A 22619-nucleotide genomic window follows, 5' to 3' on the forward strand; every position below is an offset into this window, starting at 1 on the left:
CTTATCATGTCCCTGACCTTCTACAACAGCCTCATCCGCCACAAGGAACCCTTTGAGCCGCTAGAACCGGGCAAGGTAAAGATGTATTGCTGTGGTGTAACGGTCTATGACTATTGCCATTTGGGTCATGCGCGATCGTACATCGTCTGGGATACAGTGCGGCGTTACTTGCAGTGGCGTGGGTTTGATGTGCGATATGTGCAAAATTTCACCGATATCGACGACAAGATCCTGAAGCGGGCACAACAGGAAGGCTCCTCCATGCAAGCGGTGTCAGAAAAGTTTATTCAGGCTTACTTTGAGGACATGGCGCGACTCAACATTCGAGAAGCCGATGAGTATCCCAGAGCCACGTACACCCTGGATGGCATCAAGCGACTCATTCACGAGTTAGAGCAAAAAGGCATTGCCTATCCTGCCGAAGGGGATGTCTATTACGCTGTGCGGAAGTTTCCCGAATATGGCAAGCTGTCGGGACGCAAGCTAGACGACATGCAAGCCGGAGCCAGCGGACGGGTAGACACTGACCCGGAGGCATTGAAGAAACAAGATCCCTCTGACTTTGCCCTGTGGAAAGCTGCCAAACCAGGAGAACCTTTCTGGGAATCGCCCTGGGGTGAAGGTCGTCCGGGGTGGCACATTGAGTGCTCGGCGATGGTGCAGGAGAGCTTTAAGTCCACTGATGGGAAGTTAGCCGACACGATCGACATTCATGTGGGGGGAGCCGATTTAGTCTTCCCGCATCACGAAAACGAAATTGCCCAGTCAGAAGCGGCAACGGGGCATCCTTTGGCGCGGTACTGGTTGCACAACGGCATGGTGAACGTCGGTGGTGAGAAGATGTCCAAATCGCTGGGCAACTTCACCACGATTCGGGATCTGCTGGATGCCCCTAACGCACCGGATGCGATGGCAGTGAGGCTATTTGTCTTAATGGCGCAATATCGCAAGCCGATTGATTTTACGGATGAAGCGATCGCCTCTGCCCAAAACGCCTGGAACACGCTGAAAGAGGGACTGCTGTTTGGCTACAAATACGGTCAGCAACTCGGCTACACCGATGTCAACGACTCCTCCTTTGGTAACTCTGAGTATATGCGAATTCCTGACGACAGCGATGCGGTGAAGCGATTCCAGACGGCAATGGACGATGACATCAATACCGCTGGGGCGATCGCTGTTTTGTTTGAACTAGCCAAAGATCTGCAAAAAGAAGGCAACCGTCTCAGCCATGAGGGTAAGACAACGGCTGATCCGCAAACCCTGCGATCGCACTGGCAAACTCTGGTTGTCCTCGCACAAGTTCTGGGTTTAGAGGCAAATCCAGATGAGTTACAGCCAGAAAAACCCTCTGATGTTACTGATGCTGAGATTGGAACCATGATTCAGCAACGACTAGAGGCACGGAAAGCCAAAAATTGGGCAGAGAGCGATCGCATTCGGGATGACCTCAAAGCCAAAGGCATCGTGCTGATCGACAAACCCGGTGGCGTTACCGATTGGATTCGGGAGTGAAGGAATGGCACCAGATGATGCTCCACTCACCGGAGAAGCACTCGTCAAAGAAGTCTGTCGCCGCATTCGCGTGGCAAGGAGCTACTGGGATGCCCACAACAACTCCGCCTGTCGCAAAGAACGCGATCGCGCCCTGCAACTCTACAACACGCTGACTAAAGAGCAAAAAGAGCAAATTCCGGAGGTGCTAAAGGTGTGGCTTCGCTATCGCAGCGAAAAATATTTTGGTGCTCACCGCACGCCTCCGGGAGGAAAGGCCAAGGGCAAGCCGAAAAAACAGCGTTTTACAAAAGACTAAAAGCTAAGAATTACTAATTTCCTTGAGACCGCCCAAAAAACAAAATCCCCACCAGAACGATGGGGACAACTAACTTAAAAAGGAGCATCTACCTGAATTTAATATTCCCTATTGAAAGGAATAACTAACGGGAAAAGTTATGATGAGGTGTAGCGTCCTCGGATTAATGCAAAACGGCTAGAACAAGACTTAATCGGGCGATCGCGTAAATCTCATTAATTCAAGTGAATCATTGATTATCATCGCCTTGCTCATCTGATTTCTTATGCTACCCATCGACCCGAACGAGTATTCTGATCCCATTGTGGCTGAGCTTCGAATGCTGAGGAGGGAAGTTGCAGACCTGCGGCAAGACCTGCACCAATCAACAACTTTCAAGATTAGTAATGAAGTCAGCAGAGGAATTAATGGTGCCATCCTAAGCTGGATCTTTACACTAATAGTTTTTGCAGTATTGGGTTCGATAGTTTTCAGCCTGCTTGCGAGGTTTGCGAATTAGTAGGCGAGAGAAGCGATCGCCCTTAAAGTTGCCCTGAAAGGAATAGCACCATCCGTTGTAGTGGTAGATGGGTAAGGGGCGATGCAAAGCAGCTCCCCAAAAGGGCGATCGCAAAAGCTAGAACGATAGACAGGGTAAGGGCGTTTCGGGAAACGTCCTTACAAAGTCGTTGCGAAATTAGACGTACACAAAGGAATTAGAGGTCAGATTCACCGTTGCTGCGTCAACTCCAGCCAACACAGCTACAAGTTCAGATTGACCGTTGACCGATGCATAGATACCTGCACCAGCGGGCAGGTTGGTGGGTGTTCCAGTAGCACTGGTCGCAGAGGTCGCACCGAGCGTGTAGTTGGCAGCAGTGCCACTCAGTTGAATGCGATCTTCAACTCTGAAATCAGTGATGACGGCATAGTCAAGATCACCAGCTACGTTATAGAACACGGCAGCCGTGCCCCCGGTCGCAGGATTGCCCAAAATAAATCTGTCTGGTCCTCGACCTCCAGTGAGGGTGTCAACTTGAGGGGTAGGAAGCACGGGAGGGGCTGCTGGGTCAGTTGGTGCAGCAAGGACTTCTACCTCATAGCCAACCAACACATCGTTGCCCTGGCCCCCCAACAGCGTGTCATTACCCACACCACCATAGAGAAAATCTCTGCCTGTGCCACCGTTGAGGGTGTCGTCTCCTACACCACCAAAGAGCACATCCTTTCCAGCCCCACCAAACAGTTGGTCGTTGCCTAAACCACCCACTAAATTGTCGTTACCAACGCCACCATACAGCTTGTCATCGCCTTCACCACCATCTAGGCGATCGTTGCCCTGATCACCCATCAGTGTGTCGTTACCCAATTCACCATTCAGAGTGTCATTTTTGCCACGACCTTTGATAGTGTCATCCCCTAGCCCACCACTGATGACATCAATTTTCATGCCACCTGTGAGAATGTCGTTGCCATCGGTTCCTTGGGGAGCCTGACCAGGGCGACGAGAAGGACGTGAATCTCGACTTGAGCGCATAAGTTTCTCCAATACAAAACAGGGTTATTTGACTGCTCAAATCTAACGATTCTTAGTTAAAGAAACATCGATAAAAATTCATAAAATCAATTAAATTTGTTTGATTTTTAGATGAAGAGAGTCTGCATAAACACGGAACATTTCTTTTAAGAAAGTTCACACCAAGTCGGGAACTTTTTAGTTCCGTATTATTACGAATTCATCGTTCTCCTAGCGTGTAAATACGGGATATGTTTTCGTTGAGCGATCAGCTAAAATACCGAATCTCTGCAAATTCAGGTAGTACTTTAGCAAAGCTATAATTGGCTCCTCACAACACTGAGAACTCAAAGAATAGTTAGGATTTTGGGCGTTGCTGAATAGAGGGATGATTATTTTGACACAGACGTGAGCGAGACGCTCATACTCCTTTCAGGTGAATCGTTTAAACCCGTGCAAGCATCCTGCTCGCGACTCTTCAATACCCAAGATCAGCAACGCCAAATTTTGAGTTATATCACTCAAAAAATTGCAATTCAATCTTTCTAAGCTCAGCTAATTTTAAGAGTCAGAAATAGCTGAGACTTAGCCTCAATTTGAACTTTAACGGACTTGTAATAAATCGAGAATGCGCTGAGATTCGGCTGATTGCCCCTGTTGTTGCAGCAGTTCAGCATAGGCTTGATAGGTAGTCGCAACAGAACTCACAAACGATCGCTGTTGCTGCACAGGTAACCCCCGCAAGTCATTGCGGATCGTTTCCAGGATATTGACTGCCTCAGCGTAATAGCGCAGCGCATCGGACGGCTGATCCTGCTGAACCGTCAGATTTCCTAAGCGATACAGGACGTCGGCTTCTCCCTGGCGATCGCCCAATTGCCGATAAATCTGCAATGACCGTTGATACAGCTCTACTGCCTGTTCAGGTTGGTTCAAAGTGCTATAGATCACGCCGAGATTACTGCTGATCGTGGCTTCTGCTTGCAGATGACCTGCCTGCTGTGCGACCGACAGAGCTTGCTGAAATAGTTCACTCGCTTGCTCAGGTTGTTTCAGGTTGAGATAGACGGCGGCTAAATTTGTCAATGCGGTTGACTCTCCCCGACGATCGCCTAGTTGTCGATACAGCGTTAGAGCCTGTTGATGGGCCTCGATCGCTCGTTGAAAGTAGCGTTGATCATAGTAGGTGTTGCCCAGGCTAGTTAACACACCCGCCTCTCCCTGGCGATCGCCAATCTGTTGAAAGATCGGCAGGGCCTGCTCAAAGAAGCGGGTGGCTTGTTGAAATTGCCCCAAATTGCGGTAGGTTGTCCCCAAATTTCCCAGTACAGAGGCTTCGCCGCGACGATTACCAAGCTGTTGATAGAGCGGCAAGGCTTGCTCTAGAAAAGCGATCGCCTGCTGAAACTGTCCGAGGCTGCGATGGGCAGTTCCTAAACTGTTGAGTGCTCTCGCCTCACCCTGCAAGCTCTCCTGTGGAAAAGCAGTCCGAAGACTGGGTTGCCGAAAGACCGACAGAGCCGTTTGCCAGGTTGCGATCGCAAGTTGGGGATCTCCCTGATTGAACTGGTCAATCCCTAACTCCAATAAGTCTGCCGCCTGCTCGACCTGCCCAGCCGCATCGGTTGGGGTTTGTGCCAGCACTGGCGCGATCGCTCCTGAAGCCAGATTAAACCCGTAAAACAGGAGCGAGCTTGCTGCTATCACTCCCAGTAGACTGATATGCCGCATAATGTAGCCTTCAACGGTGAATGACTGTTAGCCTATCCATACAGCTATCAGCATGGCAAGTTGTTCAGCTTACCAAGTTGCCCAGATGACCTTGACTCAGCCCTAAAAAGCTGGGTTGCTAGCTGGGTTGTTATAAACAAAGAAGAATTGCATTCTAAGAGCCTGGAAGGGATGGGGTATCCATGATTGTTGAGTTACAGAAGGTGTTATCGACCTTAGAGATTCCCGCAGATTGGGTAGGGTTGCGGGCAGTGAAGGAGGCGATCGCCTATCGCTCGGTGCGGGATGGGTTGCCCCAGGACAACAGCAAGTCCACAAATTACGGGGTAATGGTGGAAGTGTTGGTGAATGGGCAAATCGGCTACAGTGCGGTTAATTCGCTACAACCAGAGCAGATTCAACAGGCAGCGGCGATCGCCTATCAACAGGCATTAGCGGCGAGCCAGTGGGCAATTTATCCGATGACCGTGGCAGCACGTCCAAAAGTCGTTGGTCAATATACCTCCCCGTTCTTGAAGCCGTTCGATGTGATGACCGCAGGCGAAGTCAATGATCTGTTAGTGCGGCTCTGCCAGACCCTCAAAGTCTCGGATCACATCGTGCAGACTAACGCTGTAGCGATGACCAATGAAACCGAGTTTTGGTTTGTCAGCAGCAATGGGTCTGAGGTCTATCAAAAGTTTTTGCTGTTAGAAACGCATTTTGGGGCTACCGCTCAAGATGGGGCAATGGTACAACAGCGCAGCAATAATGGTTATCTGGCGCACTGTTATCAGGGCGGGTGGGAACTGTTTCCAGAGCCAAATCTGTGGGAGCGGGCACGACAGATTGGCGAACAGACGGTGGAATTGTTAACAGCGGAGGAATGCCCAACGGCAACCACCACCCTCGTGCTTGCGCCAGACCAGATGATGTTGCAGATTCACGAGAGCGTAGGACATCCCCTCGAACTCGATCGCATCCTGGGGGATGAGCGCAATTACGCAGGCGGCAGCTTCGTCAAACTCTCAGATTTTGGCAATTTGTCCTACGGTTCTAAACTGATGAACATCACGTTTAACCCCACTGTTCCGGGAGAATTTGCCAGCTACCAGTTTGATGATACGGGTGCCCCTGCCACAAAGGAATATGTGATTCAAGAGGGAATTTTGCAGCGGGGCTTGGGCAGTTTGGAAAGCCAGACCAGAGCCAAGGTGCCAGGGGTAGCGTGTGCGCGAGCTTCCTCGTGGAATCGTCCGGCGATCGATCGCATGGCAAATTTGAATCTAGAAGCGGGCACCGATTCCCTGGACGATATCATCCGCAACATCGACTACGGCGTTTACATGGAGTCGAACCGTTCCTGGTCGATTGACGATCAACGCTACAAATTTCAGTTTGGCTGCGAATACGGCAAGTTGATTGAGAACGGACAACTTACCAAAACTGTCCGCAACCCCAACTACCGGGGCACAACGCCAGAGTTTTGGCATAGCCTCATCCGAGTCGGCAACAACGACACCTGGCAGATCTACGGCACCCCCTACTGCGGTAAAGGCGAACCCAATCAAGCCATTCGAGTGGGTCATGGTGCGCCCGTTTGCGCTTTTGCGGGGGTCGAAGTATTTGGCGGTGGAGAATAATGCTTTATGAATCAGGATTTAGCAAAACTAGAAGCCAGTTTTAACCAGTTAGTCGCTGCGTTGCTGGCAGAACTTAAAAGCGACGAACATCTCACCCTCAGTCTCACCGGAGAGCAGAGCCAGTTTGTCCGGTTTAACCACGCTAAGGTACGACAAACAGGAATCGTCACTGATTGTCGAGTCCACTTGACGCTGATGTCAGACCAACGCACAGCGTATTATGACTTTCCGCTAACCGGAACCTGGGAAACCGATTGGCAGCAGGCGCGATCGTCCCTGGAGGAGTTGCGTCAGGAGTTGCCTCAACTACCCATTGATCCCTATCTGGTTCTCCCAACCGGAAATGCCAACAGTCGCGAGGTTCACACCGGGCAGTTACTCAACCCGGCAGATGTGGCTGCAACCATTTTGGCTCCCGTCAGCGAATTAGATTTCACAGGCATCTATGCAGGTGGATTGCTGCTGCGGGGATATGCTGACTCTCTTGGACAAAAACACTGGTTTGCCACCGATTCCTTCTCGTTGGACTATTCCATCTTTACGGAGTCAGGTCAGGCACTCAAAGGCACCTTCGCAGGTAGCCATTGGGATGCGGAGGCATACACGGCAAAGTTAGCCGATGCAAAGGTGCAACTCGATCGCCTCAGTCAACCTCCCAAACCCATCGCCAAGGGGCAATATCGCACCTACCTGGCTCCCGCTGCGATCGCCGAAATAGTGGCCTACCTTTGCTGGAGTACCCTTAGCGAAGCATCAATGCAGCAAGGTAATAGTGCGTTGCGACTCTTACAATTGGGTGAAAAGCAACTGTCGCCCATGTTTACCCTGCGCGAAAACTTTGAATCGGGTCTGGTGCCTCGCTTTAATGAGTTGGGCGAAGTGGCACCCCTCACCCTACCTGTGATTGAGTCAGGGCAATTGGTCAATACGCTAATCAACTCTCGCACAGCGAAGGAGTACGGCAAAATCGCTAATGGTGCCAATAGTGATGAGTTTCTGCGATCGCCCGAAGTAGCTCCCGGTACACTCGACCCCACCGACATCCTCAAAACCCTCAATACCGGGCTTTATCTGTCAAACTTGCACTACCTCAACTGGAGCGATCGCACCACAGCCCGTATCACCGGAATGACCCGCTATGCCTGTTTTTGGGTTGAAAACGGAGAAATCGTCGCCCCTATTGAAAACCTCCGGTTTGACGAAAGCCTCTATCGCTGTTTTGGCGAAAACCTGGTTGCCTTAACCCATACTCAAGAATTCGTGCCGAATGTGGAAACTTACGGCTATCGCTCTCTTGGGGGAACCTGGGTGCCCGGAATGGTAGTTGATGACTTCACCTACACCTTATAAGAAGGAGTGGGCTTTAGCGAAAATATCCACACAAGACCTGCCGCATCTTTTGCAGATTGCTGGGCAGGTCAAGCCGCATGGCTTCTTGAATCAGTAGGGACGGCACCAGAACCGTAGGGGTTGCCTGCACCGAGTAGGTTAACAACGTACCCGTTTTGAAATCCTGCAAATTCAAATTGGCTGAAAAGTCGGTGAAGCTGCCCCGTTCCAGAGAAAACTGAATCTGGTGCCCCGTTTTTTGGTGGATACTCTCAAACACTTTGAGATAGATTTCAACCTGCGCCGTAAACATCAAAAAAGCCTTGCTGGCGACTTGATAGAGCCGTTTTGCCCCCTTGGATTGACCATCGCCTCGATGTAACACTTCGCTGCGGCTCAATGCCGGGAAGTATTGCACCCACCGGGAATAATCGGTCACCTGCTGCCAAACTTGCGATCGCTCCAGTGGTAAATACATTCGAGCAGTAACGGCTCCACCCCAGGCAGAATACGGTTTTGTTTCGAGTAGAATCTCGCCCTTCAAGAGTTTTTGGATGTCGCTCTCAGACTGGTTGTTCTGGCTCAGACCAGCAACTGCAATTCCATTCATTATGATTTAGTGACTCCTAACGAGGGAATGATGACCCCCTATGACCTGTGCATCAAGGTCTGGGAAGCGGTGTAGGGTTAGACATTCAAATGAGGCTGACGTAATGGCTGCATGGGGTCGGCGTGTCAGTAGGCAGCGGAGCGTAAGTGTGAAGCCATTTTCCCGATGGGGCAGTCGCCATGTGTCGCTGTTTTGAATCGTTATGATTGAGAATACTAGAGTATTCTCTCTTTTGTTGTATCTAAAGTTATTGGAGGGTTTCCATACGGAAAGGCACAACAAACAGTAAAGATTCTGATAAGTTTACAGGCTCTTGGCGTCTTACCTGTCACTCTTGATGTTGCTGCGAACAAGACACTTTTGTGGCGTTAGCGTATGGACTGATAAGACTCCATGGTAAGCTCTTGATGATTTAATTCTTATGGTTCCCAGATGTGGCGATCGCCATATCAGTTGAGGGCATTAGAAGCAGTGTAGGAGGAGTAGTATTTGTGGGTCGATCTCCCAATCTTGCCATTATGATCTTTCTCTATATCGCTGGCATTTTGCTGGTGATGATGGCAATTGTTTTGCTGTTACAGGCGTTTGGTGTGTTGACAAATATTCCCAGAGCGGCGATCGGAGCGTTAGTGCTGTTGGCGATCGGCTCTGGCATTCTTGCGGGTATTCGCAGTCGGTCATTCTAGCAGACATTTGCAGATGGTCAGACATTTGCACTCAGATAAGGAGCAGGGGGGATGAGGCGTATTCGCAGACCAACAAAACCCGCCACAACTATATTTCTACTGTTATTAGGGGTTACGGTAACCGTCTGGATCTTGCGAGGCTTGGGGTTGCTCACCTTCATCCCCGGAGGCATCATCTGGTTGCTACTCCTACTGACCATCAGCGCAGCCGTGATTAGCCGAGTGCAACGGGTTCAGACTTGAGCCTATCGTTTCCTCTTCAAAAATTGTGGGGTTTTAATCGGGGTAATTCGGGGTTGAAGCCGTTGCTGCATCGATTCACAAACGGTGACATTGAGCTGATCTCCAATCAGCAAAATGAGAGAACTCAGATAGAGCCAAAGCAGTAACACAATTACGGCTCCAACAGCACCGTAGACTCGGTTGTAATCGCCAAAGTTGGAGACATAGAGGCGAAACAAGCTTGAGACGATCGCCCACGAAACAGCGGCTAACATGGCTCCTGGCAGGATTGGCTTGCCCGGAATCCAACGGCTGGGACCAAAGCGATAGACAAACGCAAAGGCAACCGAGACGATGCCCAATGCCAAGGGCCACGCCAATAATCGCCAGACAGTGAGCACTCCCGGTTTTAGCAGATCACTGTGATTCGCAATGCGGCGCACAGCCAGATCGCTGACAAAAATGAGCGTAGAGGCAAGCATCAACAATAAAATCGTGCCAATGGTCAGCCCTAGCGAAATCAGCTTTGCTTTCCAAAAGGGGCGGCGATCGGCGGGTGGCACTTGATGGATTTGATCCAGAGCTGTCATCGCTGCACTGAGGGCACCCGATGATGCCCACAGGGCAACCACAAAACTTAACGAGAATAAGCCCCGATTGCTGCTGCGGCTAATCTCGTTCGCAAAGTCTTGAATCAGGGCTAACGCTTCGAGGGGGGCAACTTCACTCAATTGACTGGCAAGTCGCTCAAACGTGATGGTGAGCGGCTTAAATAAGCCGATCGCTGTGATGATGGTCAAAATTGCCGGAAATAACGCCAGCATCGCGTTGTATGCCATCTCAGCTGCCAACCCAGGGAGGCGTTGTTGCCCAGCCGACTCGACGACCCGCCAAATCGTTTTGGGGGTGAGATGGGCAAAAAAGCGAGCAAATGAAGTGGATAGCATGGGCATTATAAGTTCACCTCTTCTGCGTGACTGGCAAGCGGTGTGAAGCGATCGCCCCACGGAGCAACCTACTTCGCATCACCGAGCTGTCTTGACTATGCAAACCCAGAGGACGCTCAGGGAGTCTATTTGCCATATTGATACAGGCATGGCTGCATTGGCTTACAGCTAATCGCCTCCCAATGTGAAACGACATGGTGTGCATTATCCGATCGGCACTAACTTCCCGTGTAGTTACTGCAAAGCCCTAGCTTGATTGTTTACCTTCTCCAGAATTTATCGCCTGAGGCAAGATGATATCTGCATCCCAACACTCAACTAATTCGACGAGTCGAGTTGACGCTCGTGTCACCCTGAATGATCCGTTTCAGTCTACCAGGAACCCATGGCTGGCTGAAGGGCGATCGCTCTCTAGAGCCAGTCACTTTACATTAACTCCATCAAATTCATCAAATTTAAGTGTTCAGACTGCGCTACGGAGCCGTCGAGTCACAACCACTGCCTTGCCACGAGCCACTGCGATCAGACCCAACCAACGCTTGACAGGTAGTTTGAGTTCATCCGACCGACGTAATCCCAAACGACCTGCCAGCTATTCAGACGATTTTACTCTCCGGCAGATACAGGTCGGGCAACAGGTAACCGCAAGTCTGACCTCTGGTCGCTTTGACGCTTTTTTGCAAGTGATCAATGCTGCCAATGGGCGGGTCATTACTCAAAATGACGACATTGCATCGGGTAATTCCAATTCCAGGGTCACCTTTACCGTCAAAGCGGGAATCACCTACCGCCTTCGCGTCACCAGTTACGATGGCGGCGATACAGGGTCATATACGCTCGTCACGCGCACCTCTCGCTCTCGTTTACCCGGTGTCTTTGACAGAGCATTCGGGTATGGGTTGGTGGATGCAGGAGCCGCTGTTGCGCGTGCTTTGGGGCGATCGACCTCGGCTGAGGTGGCTAACCTGGGGGGCAACGCCTGGAACCTTGATCTGGTTAGAGCACCCGAAGCCTGGGCACAGGGTTTCAGAGGACAGGGCATTACCGTTGCCGTCCTCGATACAGGTGTAGATTATCTCCACAGTGACCTGCGGGACAACATCTGGACAAACCCCGGAGAGATTGATGGTAACGGCATTGATGATGACAACAACGGCTACATTGATGACATCCGTGGATGGAACTTTGTAGACGGTAGCACTAACAACCCAATGGATCTGGATAGCCATGGGACTCATGTTGCAGGGGCGATCGCCGCTGTGAATAACGGGTTTGGTGCCACAGGAGTCGCTTACGACGCCAAAATTATGCCTGTCAAGGTTATCGGTGGGCGAGAGGATCGCCGCTTGAGCACCTTTGATGCCAATGTTGCTGCTGGAATTCGTTATGCCGTGTTAAACGGAGCGCGAGTGCTTAATCTCAGCCTGGGCAATAATCCGGGTGACCCTCCTATGCCTGAAACCGAAGCCGCACTGCGCTTTGCTAAGCAGTTTGGGGCGATCGCCATCATGGCATCGGGCAACGAGAAATTGATTGGAGCCATCCAACCCATCTACCCCGCTCTGTATGCAAGCAGCAATCTGGGAGTTGGAGTAGGGGCGATCGACATCCGCCGACGATTAGCCAGTTTCTCGAATCCAGCGGGCGATCGCCCCCTCGATTTTGTCGTTGCCCCCGGTGTAACGGTCTATTCCACTGTTCCTGGGGATCAATTTGACAGCCAAAACTGGAGCGGAACATCGATGGCATCCCCTCACGTTGCCGGAGTCGCAGCCCTGATTCTCAGTGCCAATCCCAACTTAACCGTCGATCAGGTAGAGAGCATTCTGGCAGCAACCGCTAACCCTAACGGCATCATCGTGTCTTAGGCATGGCAATTTAATCTGTTCGATTATTGGGTGGGAGCGGGTTTTGCCATCAAATGGCAAAACCCTGATCCCGAACTCAGGTTACGTTAAATCTCTTGAGGCTAGAGTGGCTGGGTTGGCTCTGTAGGGTCAGCCACAAGGGATGCATCTTCTGAAGTGGGGGGTAATTCCTCCACAGGATTAGCTTCCCCGTTTTCCGGAGAGGCGTTTGCTTCTCCGTCTCCCACAGGGGAAATCGCTTCTGATATCAATTCTGGCTCTGACTCTAACTGTTCTGATATCAGTTCGGTTGAATCGGCTTCTGTCGGTAGCAGCGGCTCTGTAATTTCAGCCAGGTCCGGCTCTAAAGAAGCCATATCGGCTTTAGCAGCAGAGCCATTCGTCTCAAACGTATCTCCCCCTTGATCCTCGGTCAGGAAATCGTCATCCAACAGTTCCAAAGAATTATTCGGATTCGCCAGGTTGGGATCGCCGATCTCCTGATCAGCCGTCTGCAAAGCGATCGCCTCCTCGGTGGGCTGAGCTACGTTGACCACTTCAACCCCCTGAGCAGCAACTCCTTCTGGTGCGATCTGCCCTTCTTCTGTGGGCTGAGTCTCATGAGTACCTCGCTGTGCCGCCGTGCTGGCTGCTTTCTCCTTTTCCCTGGCTCTTTCGGCTAACCGGGCTTCCCTTGCTTTGGCTCGTGCTTCTGCTTTGGCAGCTTTCTCCGCTTCTGAGAGAGGCGATCGCACGATGGTGGGCCGGGGTGGAGGTTCAGGCGGTTTTTGCACAGGTTTGCTGGAGGTTTGCCACAAGCCCTTGATCAAGGCTCTGGTGTTACTCGCTAGCTCGGTTAATCGTCCTGAGATGCTGGCTAAGCCTGAGAACAATGAAACAGGTTGCGATTCAGTTGGCAGGCTGGTTTTGGACAGGTGCAGTGGCGTTTTCCAGATTGGCTGAGCCGTGGGCTGAGTTCGCAGATTTTGAGGAGTGAGTTCTCGGCGCAGCGATAGGGTTTGCCAACCAAACCATCCCAACAGAGCAACACTGGCAAATTGCCCCAGCAAAACGCCTCCAGTGATGCGACCCGCACAAACCCAGAGCACAAGCGCGTAAAACATGCCCACGCCACTCCAGGTAAAGTCATATTTGCGGTGTACCTCTGGGAAAAAGAAAGCCGACATATAGAGGGCAAAACTGCCAAGCCCAACGGCAATTGCCAGAATGTATGCGAGCATGATGCTCCTCCTACCTCTCTGAGGATGGTTACTCCCATTTTGCTTGAGATTGTCCCTCGAAAGCACAGGCGGATGCAATGGTCAAAAATTCACTCAATTGGGTGAACCAGATGGTCGATTCTTTACATAAGGATAAGCAATATGTTACTAACTGTATACTTATAAACTGTGTTTCGACGAGGGAACTGTCGTGTTATTCATTGCTTCATTGGTCACTTCCATCGGAGCAGCTTATCTCTACGAAAAGTGTGAGAAGACCCGTGCAGAAGTGGCGATCGCCTGTGTCCCTGTTGCCATTATCAGCCTACTTCTGGCTCTGATGGTAGCTCCCTGGCAAATTCAACTGCTGCTGTTGGTAGGCGCACTGGCATCCTACCAGTACACCAAGACCAAACTCTTCAACTAAGACCTGATTAGTTTTAGAACGGCACCCGGAACGTGCGTCCTCCCGGAGTCCCCTCTCGAACCACCAGATACAGGTTTTGAGAGCCAGACCCCTCCCAGCGGCGATCGAGTACATATACTTCACCTTGTACTGTGCTGCCGGGTTCCACTAGAACGCCACCGCCGTTGCCAAACAAAATACGCGATCGCACTGTATTTCCCGCTTCATCTTCAATGCGACCGCCATAGAGAGGCACAAACCCAAAGTTACGGGGACTATTGTTCTCAATCACTAGATTCAAAGCATAGGTGCCCTGTCGCGTGACTCTGGCACTCTCAAGCCGCAAAGACACATCTTGAACCGTCTGCCCCGATGTCAGCGCGATCTCGCCAGAGGCGGGTTGAGTCGGACGGACAGCAGGGGTCGGAGTTGGGGTGGGTGTTGGTGCTGCGGTCGGAGCAGGGGTTGCGGCTGGTGCTGGAGTTGGAGTCGGGATCGCAGCGGGGACTGGAGTCGGGGTAGGTCGAGCCGCAACGGCTCCTCCGGATCTACAGCTTGGGTTATAGCTAAAGACATCACGCCATCGCCGCACCGTGTCATCTCCGATTTCATAGGTGATGGGTTGACCCGTTCTTAAGGTGACTCGGACGGGAATATCCTGATCTGGAGCACTACTCAAAATCCGGGCATCATTGGCATCAACCTGGAAGAGGTGTCGGGCTGCGTACCAACTGCCACCCAACGCGATTTCGTTATAGTTGTTTCCCTGCTGGACGTAATCCACATAATTAAATGGCGTGGGATCAGAGTAACGTGCCGCTCGGTTTGACTGAGGCGTTAACGTCAGCAATTGCCCATTAATATTCATCTCAATGCGGGTGGGAATGATGCGAGCCGCATTCCCTTGGGCGTTATTCGTGGCGACATGGAAGATCAGCTCAGCATAACACCCATCATTGTTGCTGCCCCAGGCAGAGATGAGAACGACCCGCCCTGGTCGTGGCCCCTCAAAGGGGCGATTGATCAACCCTAAAAGCGGGTGATTGGTTCTACTTTCGTCAATACCGTGGCGATCGAGGACTGTTCGACCCACAACAGTTGGATCAATACTGTTGCGTTGGACTTCCACAATTCGGCTAAACTCCCAGTCTCCTGCGCCCCACGGCAACCCAAAGATCGTAATCAAGTCGTCTTGAGTCATCGTTTCTTCGGCTCTGGTCTGGGCGATTCCTGGTTCGACTGCCACATTTAGCGTAAAAGAGGCGGCGATCGCCAACAGTCCTGACTGCCAAACTCGCTTCAGCATAGGAATTGATTCAACAACGAATTTCACCATTTACAACAACATCTCAATCAACTATTCCGGTTAGAGGAAACACGAGCAGCCTATCAGGGGTTCATTCCCCTCAACACACGCTACCAGGACACACCAACGGTGCAGGCGATGGCGGAGGTAGCGGGGGCACGACAGGCGTCTTGTTATCAGCGGCTGGGGGAGTAGGGGTAGCGGCTGGGGCTTCACGGGCAGGTGGAGCCTCTCGCGCCGCTGGAACTTCTCGTACCGCAGGTGGAGTCTCTCGCGCTGCTGGAACCGCACGAGGTGTCGGATCTCGTCGTGGCGTAGCTCGATCGCTGGAACGGGTAGTCGATCGCGGAGACGCAGCTGGGGAGTTGACTTGGCTGGGGGTGGCTGCGGTGACTGGAGCAGGGGCAACGGTCGGGGACGGAGAGGGGCTTGCGGTTTGACCCGCAATCAGGCGATCGATCTCGGTCAACTTATCTCGATATTGTTGCGATCGCGCCTTGACCTGATCCGCAATAAACACTTCATCTGCAATTCCATCCAGGGCTGCTAGCGCGGTTTCCCATTGTCCCTTCGCAAACTCATAGGCATCCAACGTCCCTGCGGTTGACCGTGTTGTAGCCGCTTGAGCCGCTTCTTCTGCCTGCTGCAACAGAGTAACCGCCTCTTGCTCGCGTTCGAGCTGCTGATTAAGCTCCTTCAACCGGGCATCGTACGCATTAAAAGAGCTGTCTATTTGTCGATACAAATCCGTGTTTCGGTCGATCAAGTTGAGTTGGGTGTCGAGCTGATTCACCGCGTCAGCCAGGAGATTGCGCGCATCTTCTAAGACTTCGACTGTTGTGGCTGACTCAGCAGAGGCGATCGCTGCCTCGGCTTGCTGCACCGTCTCTCGATAGCGGTTTGTAAACTCCTGCCCACTGGTGCAATTGTTAAAGGTGCGACACAGCGGCGCAACGTAGGGTGAGACACCTGCTAACCCTACACCTCCCAATAACAACGCCACCAGGGGAATCACCACCGTCTGACGTGAGTTAAACCAACCCCGTTGTAACGGCGTGAAGGAGGCACCGCTGCCAAGAGCGGCAACTTGTGTGGCTGCTGTTTGCGTGGCTTCAGGGGTAGACCCAGTCCCATTCGTTGCCGCAGTTGTTGCGCCTGCCGGGGTGACTGGTCGCTCAAAAGTATGAGCAGGGGGAATCCCAACAGGCATCGCCTCAGTAGCTTCAGCGGCTACAGACGGTGATGCTCCCTGCCAATCGGGATTAGGTTGGGTGATATTGGGTGACGATCCTGTCAGGAGGGGAGGGGGTGTGACTTGCCCGATCGCCTGTTTTGGTTGTCCAATGGCGGTAGGTGGCACATTCCCCGCTAGCTGAGTCGCAGCCTGCAAAATCAACGGTTGCAGATCTGCCAAGACTGCCTGCGCAGAGGGATAGCGATCTTGTGGCTTTTCTGCCATCAACTGGTCAAGAATGGCAACAAATCGTGGGTCAATCTGCACCATTGAGTGCCAGAGCCAGTCTAAAGTGGTGCGATCGATAAATTGGCTGGGATGTTTGCCCGTCAGCAGCACCACGGCTGTCACCGCAAGGGCATACAGATCGGTTCGAGCAGAACACTGCCCCAGGCGGATCTGTTCATAGGGAGCATAGCCAAATTTGCCCACGACTACTGACGCTTGAATCAAGCTATTGCCCGGAGTTGCCCCAATCAGTTGCGTCGCTGCCTCTTTGACCACACCAAAATCAATCAAGACGGGCAAGCTTTTGCCATCTGGCAGCATGATGTTATCGGGTGAAATGTCGCGGTGAATAATTTTGCGATCGTGAATGTAGCTGAGCACATTCAGCAAATCTCGCAACCACAACACCACTTCTGCTTCGGTAAACGTTAAGCCCTGTTGTTGCCGCTCTTGCAACAACGTCCAATAGGTCTTGCCGTTGACGTATTCTTGCCCGATAAACAGTCGCCCATTATCTTCAAACCAGGCTAAAAACTTAGGAATCTGGGGGTGATTTAACCCGTGTAATATTTTTGCCTCGCGCTGAAACAACTCCCGCGCCTTTTGCAAAACATACTCATCACTGCCGAGTGGAGCAAACTCCTTCAACACGCACAGTTCGCCAAAGCGACGGCTGTCAGCAGCCAGATAGGTACGCCCAAAGCCGCCCTGTCCTAATATTTTTTGGATTTGATAACGATTATCAACGATTGTTCCAGGAACAATTTCTGCCGCTGCTGTCATCAGGTGAATCCTTACGCCGTGTTTTAGGATGCCTAGCAGATTGCATCGACCTCAGTATATCTGCCCAGAGTATCAAAAAAACTCAGGTTCTCTGGATAAATTTAAATTCCCACTCTAAGTCTTATAAGACACAAATTATGACGGTTGCGGAGCAGCTACGTAACAAATTCGCTCTAACTTAAGGCTCAATCGCTAAGATGAGAGTAAGCAACACTCAACCGTATCCTGAGGCTTCACCTTTTTTGTCGATTTGGCGGCAATAAAAAACCTCCAAGCCCAATGTCTGAGCCGGAGGTGTTATATCAGGGTGCATCTACCATTCCTTTGTTCTATAAATAGTGGCTGCCATCCGGAAAAAATTAGGGCAAATCTGCGATAGAAGTAGTTGAAATAACCTGATTTGCCACAAAGCGGATTGCAGTGTGTAGTCAATAGGTTCCTGATTTGATGCGCTTACGTCACCACCCATTACCTCGATCTAGCAATCTCAGGAGAACGCTAAAGCAGTGATCCAAGAGTTTTATATCTCTGTAACCCCATTAGGAGAAGAACGTTATCTGGTGCGGACGGAAAGAGTCGCATCTGGAGTACCTTTGGCGGAAGAGCAGGTCAAATGGACTGTGGAGGAGTGGCTGTCACAAGCCCGTTACTTAATGAACGATCCACTGTTGGGGTTGCTGCATGGCACTCATCGCATTGGTGGGTTTGAACTTCCTGAAGGGGCAAAGGATGCATCTCCCACGGATCAGGCTCCCATTACCCTGGTCGATTTAGGGCAACAGCTTTATAGTGCGTTGTTTCAGGGCAGGCTCCGCGATAGTTGGATGACGGCGCAGGGCATTGCCCAACATAAAGGTGAAATCTTGAGATTGCGACTGGGCTTAAAAGGCTCTCGTCTGCTGCGGTTGCCCTGGGAAGTCATGTATGGCAGTGTCGATCCCTCTTCGTCGCGATCGCGCTACTCCGACGGGTTAAGCCCTGCTCCCCGACCAATCGCCGCTGGCACCGATGTCATCTTTTCCCGCTATCAACCTGGTAGCAGCCTGACAGGCAACACATTGGCGGTTGAACCCGATCAACCCTTGCGCATTTTGATGGCGATCGCCACCCCCTCCGACCAGGAACGGCTCGAACTCAAACGAGAAGCCGAGCAACTTCAGCAAGAATTACGGGGGCAAATGGCGGAGGGCAGTGCTGGCAAGACCCTCGACATCCAGCTAACGGTGCTGCAACAGCCCGGACGTGAGCAACTCACCCAGGAACTGGAACAGGGGCAATATCATGTCTTTCATTACGCCGGGCATAGCAACCTGGGAGCAGCAGGTGGGGCTTTGTATCTGGTCAACCCCCGCACAGGACTAACTGAAACCTTGAGTGGTGATGACCTGGCAGGCTTACTGGTCAACAATCACATCCGCATGGCAGTGTTTAACTCCTGCCGGGGTGCTCACACGCCTGACACCACCGTCGATATTGACTCACCAGAACGCAACCTGGCAGAGGCATTGGTGAGCCGGGGAATTCCAGCGGTGTTAGCGATGGCAGAGCGAATTCCCGATGAGGTAGCTCTGAATCTAACCCGCCTGTTTTATCGCAACCTGAAACAGGGCTATCCCATCGATCGCAGCTTGAGTCGAGCCCGCCAGGGGTTAATCACCTCCTACGGCTCACAACAATTGTATTGGGCACTGCCTGTGCTCTATATGCATGCCGATTTTGACGGTTACCTGACAGCGGGCGATCGCACCGTTGATACACCGAGCGATCGCCTTCTGGTTATGCCTGCCCCCAATCTCCCGGTGCCCGATGTAGTCTATCGAGGTGAACCTGCCACTCCTACGCTGAATCCCAAAGTGACAACTCCTCCGCTGGAGTCCGAGGATGACCTCGACATGATTACCAGAGCGGTGTTAGACGATGATGATTTGAGCGACATCGGCTACGACCTGGTGACTCAAAACGGGTTGAACGGGTTTGAGGTAGACCCGGATGAAACCTATCAACGAGATGTAGCGGTCGTTGCCGACTTGATTGAGCAGTTATCGCAGCAAAACTCCGATGAGACAATTGCCCCTGCTCGTACCCCACTGCTGTCTCGCGAATCATCCATAGCAGGACTGGCTCTGGCAGATGACCTACCGGAGATTCCTCCAGCACCCCCCTATCAACCCGATTACGTTCCTGCTGATCTCTCCAAAGCAGCGATCGCCAAGCCACTGACCCCCTCGCCTCAACCGTCCTGGTGGCAAAACCGTTACTTATTGTTACCCCTGGCAGGCATTGTGGGGACGATGGCAATCGGGTTCGCGGTGATGCGGTTTGCCCCTGACCTATTAAATCGACAACCTGATATAACCGCTTCTCCAACCGTCAGCCCTATTCCGATACCCAGTGCGACCTCCTTCGATACAGACTTTTTTGCTAAGGCAGATACTGTGACCTTAACGGAAGTCGCCATCAGTCGCTTTAGCAACAATGACTTAGACGTAGGGCAACAGGCAGTGACAGCATTGTTAGAGCGGGGGGCTATACAAGAAGCCGCTTCTGCTCTGGAGGCTGTACCCAATAATGAACTAGAGCGTCCAGAGGTCAACTTCTTGCGGGGCAGACTGGCTTGGGAACAAATCAAGCGTGGGGAAGACGACTTTAGTCTCTCTGATGTGATTCGCTTCTGGGACAGAGCCGTCAAGGCTGATCCCGATGTACCACAATATCAAACGGCTCTGGGATTTGCCTACTATGCTGATGGCAACTTGAAACAGGCGATCGCCACCCTGTGTCAGGCATTAGACACTAGTGCAGGCGGCAACACATCTGACTGCTCCATCCCTAATCCTCCCATCAGCGATCAGGAGACACTAAACGCGATCGCCGTTCTGGCTCTGGCATACAAGCAAGGTTCAGAGCATAACAAGCTGGACACAGACCCCGAAGAAGCCATGAGTCAAGCCCTTCGGTTCTACCAGATTGTCATGAGCAGTGACCCCATGGACTTTAACCCCAACGAATTGGGTAAAACCTGGTTATGGACGGAATCTGCTGTTAATGAGTGGCGATCGCTCGCCACCCGCTAGGAACCTTCATCCTTCATCCTTTCCTACTCGATACTCGCTCCCCGAAAGGTTTTCGGACGAGCACGGCTAACAACGGGAGCCTGCTCCATTTTGCGGGTTTCAATCTGATGCGATTGAAAGTAGCTTTGCCACATTTCGGGGGCGTTTAGCGTTTCACCACCGTGCTTCGTCTTGCGTTCCCGCACCTTGCACAACACAGGCGTATTGACGCATGCCCCGGCAATAATCACCTGTCCTTTGGTGAGGGCAGGCAGTTCTTTTAGCAGATCCCGCCCCGCTGCCTCAACGCCATACTTCAAGCTGTCCTGATCCACCGGATTGACAATCCGCATAATGAATTGGCTCATGCACTGCGACAGCACATCTGAGTCGAGTTTGCCCGGACGCTGTGTGATCAGCCCCACCCCTAACCCAAACTTGCGCCCCTCACTCAAAATCGTCCGCAAAATCATCTTGCAGCGCGACGGCTCATGGGCAGGGGCAAAGCGGTGTGCCTCCTCAATCAAAATAAACACCGGATAGGGCAGGTAGCTTTCATCGTCTGGACCAATATTTTCCTTGAGCGTATTCATGCGAGCCTGGTTTGCCTGCCGCAACACAGCCGCACAAATAACCTGCTGTTCTTCCTGGCTAATTTCGTTCATTTGCAAGACCGTCACTTGCCCTGGCTCAAACAATTTTCGAGGGGGCAAATGCTCAAATGAGTGAAAGTAGGGCGATCGCTCAAATCGTTCCAGTTTCCACTCGATCGCCGGAGCCGAAGAACCCACCCGCTCGTTACCGTCTTCATCCTGACTGCGATCGGCTTCATACACCGCTGCAATTAGATCCTGAACCCCCCAGCGATAGTCCCCTTTCCGGTGCCGTTTGAGAATGGTGAAGGCTTTGTTGAGAATCGCTTGTTGGCGATCGCTCATCTCCGGCAACAGGGTCAGAATGTCGTAATAATCCAGCGATGAGATCCGGATACGAATATCCTCTGGCTTCAAAATATTCACCTGAGGGGCATAGCCATCTTCAGTTGCAAAACTGGCATGACCGCGCATCTGAGCCAGCGTGTCATATTCTCCATGGGGATCAAAAATCAACACCGCTGCTCGATTGTAAGGAGATAACAACTCCTCAACTAAAACCCCAGCCGTGTAAGACTTCCCCGACCCAGTACCCGCCAGAATCGCCATATGAGTACTGACCAGTTCTTTAACATCAATCACCACCGGAACAGAGGCTGTCTCCCGCAACAGCAAAGAGCCGATATGCGCTGATCCCACCGATCCCAGGGGCTTACGATTCAAAATTTGCTGCAACCCTGCATCATCCGCCAAATAAACCTTGGCACCAGGATCAGGCGTGCGACGGGGATTCATAAACCCCAATGCTGGATGGAAGTAACCGACAACATCCACCGTCACCTCATAAATTTCAGGATTGGGATGGGCAAACCCAACCAGAGCGGCGATCGCCTCAGGACTAATCTCTGTGTCTGCAAAAATACGGTCAGGCAGGTGATCGATCAGGCAACGATCTGAAATCTTGCCTAAAATCTGCAACTTGGGCAAATCAGCCCGCTCAGCAGCAACTTCGTAATAGACAAATTCCCCAATCTTGACATAACGATTATCGGAGGTGATGAAAACATACTGGTTACCATTCTCACCTGGACCTTTCACCGTACCGATTGTATGCAGTGGGGACAAAGGGATTTGAACGTTTGTCATAGCGATCGTTAAAAAAGGTTAAGAAACAGTGGAGAGAGAAAATTTGGACTCGTGTTAATACGGGCTATTACCTGGAATGTTTACGAGTCATTAATCAATGAGCGTAGGGAGATTACGGATAACTGCCAGACCCTAGACCAGTTAATCTAAATCAGGAGAATATCTCATCCTGAAATGTTCACACCCCTAAGGCATCTACTATCTCGTCACGAAGCAAGCAAACGCCGAACCTCACACAAGGCAAAGTGGGTATGTCAAATAGATTGTGTCAAGGGTAAAAACTCAAGTTGGAAAGCGATCGCCGAATTCAATCGCGAAGCGATTGAGAGCAGGTTTCCAGTCACGAAT

Annotated in this window: 18 protein-coding genes; 9 read left to right on the forward strand and 9 right to left on the reverse strand. The window is 51.6% G+C overall.

Annotated elements, in window-relative coordinates; translation table 11 throughout:
* The first annotated feature begins 6 nt into the window (after positions 1–6).
* Both cysS and H6G89_RS32070 read left to right on the forward strand, forming a co-directional pair.
* Entirely contained in the window at positions 7–1515 is a 1509-nt protein-coding gene (gene cysS / locus H6G89_RS32065; protein WP_190514076.1) for a cysteine--tRNA ligase, read from the forward strand.
* Positions 1516–1519: 4 nt separating this feature from the next.
* Complete coding sequence (locus H6G89_RS32070; RefSeq protein WP_190514077.1) at positions 1520–1813, forward strand: Precorrin-3B methylase; 294 nt, start codon at positions 1520–1522, stop codon at positions 1811–1813.
* A 436-nt stretch (positions 1814–2249) separates the two neighbouring features.
* Here H6G89_RS32070 and H6G89_RS32075 read toward each other — a convergent pair whose 3' ends face one another.
* From H6G89_RS32075 to H6G89_RS32085, 3 genes are all read right to left on the reverse strand, one after another.
* Positions 2250–2426, reverse strand: coding sequence for a hypothetical protein (locus tag H6G89_RS32075; RefSeq protein WP_190514078.1), 177 nt, complete (start codon positions 2424–2426; stop codon positions 2250–2252).
* A gap of 63 nt (positions 2427–2489) precedes the next feature.
* A complete protein-coding gene (locus H6G89_RS36165) occupies positions 2490–3329 on the reverse strand; it encodes a calcium-binding protein (protein ID WP_190514079.1) in 840 nt (279 codons plus the stop codon).
* Positions 3330–3911: 582 nt separating this feature from the next.
* A complete protein-coding gene (locus H6G89_RS32085; protein WP_190514080.1) occupies positions 3912–5039 on the reverse strand; it encodes a tetratricopeptide repeat protein in 1128 nt (375 codons plus the stop codon).
* A 182-nt stretch (positions 5040–5221) separates the two neighbouring features.
* On the opposite strand from H6G89_RS32085, the gene H6G89_RS32090 reads away from it, so the two are divergent.
* Both H6G89_RS32090 and H6G89_RS32095 read left to right on the forward strand, forming a co-directional pair.
* Complete coding sequence (locus H6G89_RS32090) at positions 5222–6661, forward strand: TldD/PmbA family protein (protein ID WP_190514081.1); 1440 nt, start codon at positions 5222–5224, stop codon at positions 6659–6661.
* A gap of 6 nt (positions 6662–6667) precedes the next feature.
* A complete protein-coding gene (locus H6G89_RS32095; protein WP_190514082.1) occupies positions 6668–8011 on the forward strand; it encodes a TldD/PmbA family protein in 1344 nt (447 codons plus the stop codon).
* 13 nt (positions 8012–8024) lie between these two features.
* Here the strand turns inward: H6G89_RS32095 and H6G89_RS32100 are convergent, their stop codons facing one another.
* Positions 8025–8600, reverse strand: a complete 576-nt coding sequence (locus tag H6G89_RS32100) for an SRPBCC family protein (protein WP_190514083.1) — start codon at positions 8598–8600, stop codon at positions 8025–8027.
* Positions 8601–9091: 491 nt separating this feature from the next.
* Here H6G89_RS32100 and H6G89_RS32105 point away from each other — a divergent pair, with 491 nt between their 5' ends.
* On the forward strand, positions 9092–9286 hold the full coding sequence (locus H6G89_RS32105) for a hypothetical protein (protein WP_190514084.1): 195 nt from the start codon (positions 9092–9094) through the stop codon (positions 9284–9286).
* A 51-nt stretch (positions 9287–9337) separates the two neighbouring features.
* Positions 9338–9529: a hypothetical protein gene (locus tag H6G89_RS32110; protein WP_190514085.1), complete on the forward strand. Its 192-nt coding sequence runs from the start codon at positions 9338–9340 to the stop codon at positions 9527–9529.
* Positions 9530–9531: 2 nt separating this feature from the next.
* Here H6G89_RS32110 and H6G89_RS32115 read toward each other — a convergent pair whose 3' ends face one another.
* On the reverse strand, positions 9532–10455 hold the full coding sequence (locus tag H6G89_RS32115; protein WP_190514086.1) for a YihY/virulence factor BrkB family protein: 924 nt from the start codon (positions 10453–10455) through the stop codon (positions 9532–9534).
* 293 nt (positions 10456–10748) lie between these two features.
* Here H6G89_RS32115 and H6G89_RS32120 point away from each other — a divergent pair, with 293 nt between their 5' ends.
* Positions 10749–12323, forward strand: coding sequence for a S8 family peptidase (locus H6G89_RS32120; RefSeq protein ID WP_190514087.1), 1575 nt, complete (start codon positions 10749–10751; stop codon positions 12321–12323).
* Positions 12324–12424: 101 nt separating this feature from the next.
* Here H6G89_RS32120 and H6G89_RS34680 read toward each other — a convergent pair whose 3' ends face one another.
* On the reverse strand, positions 12425–13543 hold the full coding sequence (locus H6G89_RS34680; protein ID WP_199337057.1) for a Ycf66 family protein: 1119 nt from the start codon (positions 13541–13543) through the stop codon (positions 12425–12427).
* Positions 13544–13733: 190 nt separating this feature from the next.
* On the opposite strand from H6G89_RS34680, the gene H6G89_RS32130 reads away from it, so the two are divergent.
* Positions 13734–13949, forward strand: a complete 216-nt coding sequence (locus H6G89_RS32130; protein ID WP_190514088.1) for a hypothetical protein — start codon at positions 13734–13736, stop codon at positions 13947–13949.
* A 13-nt stretch (positions 13950–13962) separates the two neighbouring features.
* On the opposite strand, the gene H6G89_RS32135 is transcribed toward H6G89_RS32130, so the two are convergent.
* Together H6G89_RS32135 and H6G89_RS32140 are read right to left on the reverse strand one after the other, a co-directional pair.
* The gene (locus H6G89_RS32135) at positions 13963–15234 is read right to left on the reverse strand and encodes a hypothetical protein (RefSeq protein WP_190514094.1); all 1272 of its coding nucleotides are present in this window, start codon (positions 15232–15234) and stop codon (positions 13963–13965) included.
* 100 nt (positions 15235–15334) lie between these two features.
* Entirely contained in the window at positions 15335–17479 is a 2145-nt protein-coding gene (locus tag H6G89_RS32140; protein WP_190514089.1) for a serine/threonine-protein kinase, read from the reverse strand.
* A gap of 506 nt (positions 17480–17985) precedes the next feature.
* On the opposite strand from H6G89_RS32140, the gene H6G89_RS32145 reads away from it, so the two are divergent.
* Positions 17986–20553 carry a CHAT domain-containing protein gene (locus H6G89_RS32145; RefSeq protein ID WP_190514090.1) on the forward strand — a complete coding sequence of 856 codons (2568 nt, stop codon included), beginning with the start codon at positions 17986–17988 and terminating at the stop codon, positions 20551–20553.
* A gap of 23 nt (positions 20554–20576) precedes the next feature.
* Here the strand turns inward: H6G89_RS32145 and H6G89_RS32150 are convergent, their stop codons facing one another.
* Positions 20577–22271, reverse strand: a complete 1695-nt coding sequence (locus H6G89_RS32150) for an ATP-binding protein (protein WP_190514091.1) — start codon at positions 22269–22271, stop codon at positions 20577–20579.
* Between the last annotated feature and the right edge of the window lie 348 nt (positions 22272–22619).

This window comes from Oscillatoria sp. FACHB-1407 (assembly GCF_014697545.1).
GTDB lineage: Bacteria > Cyanobacteriota > Cyanobacteriia > Elainellales > Elainellaceae > FACHB-1407.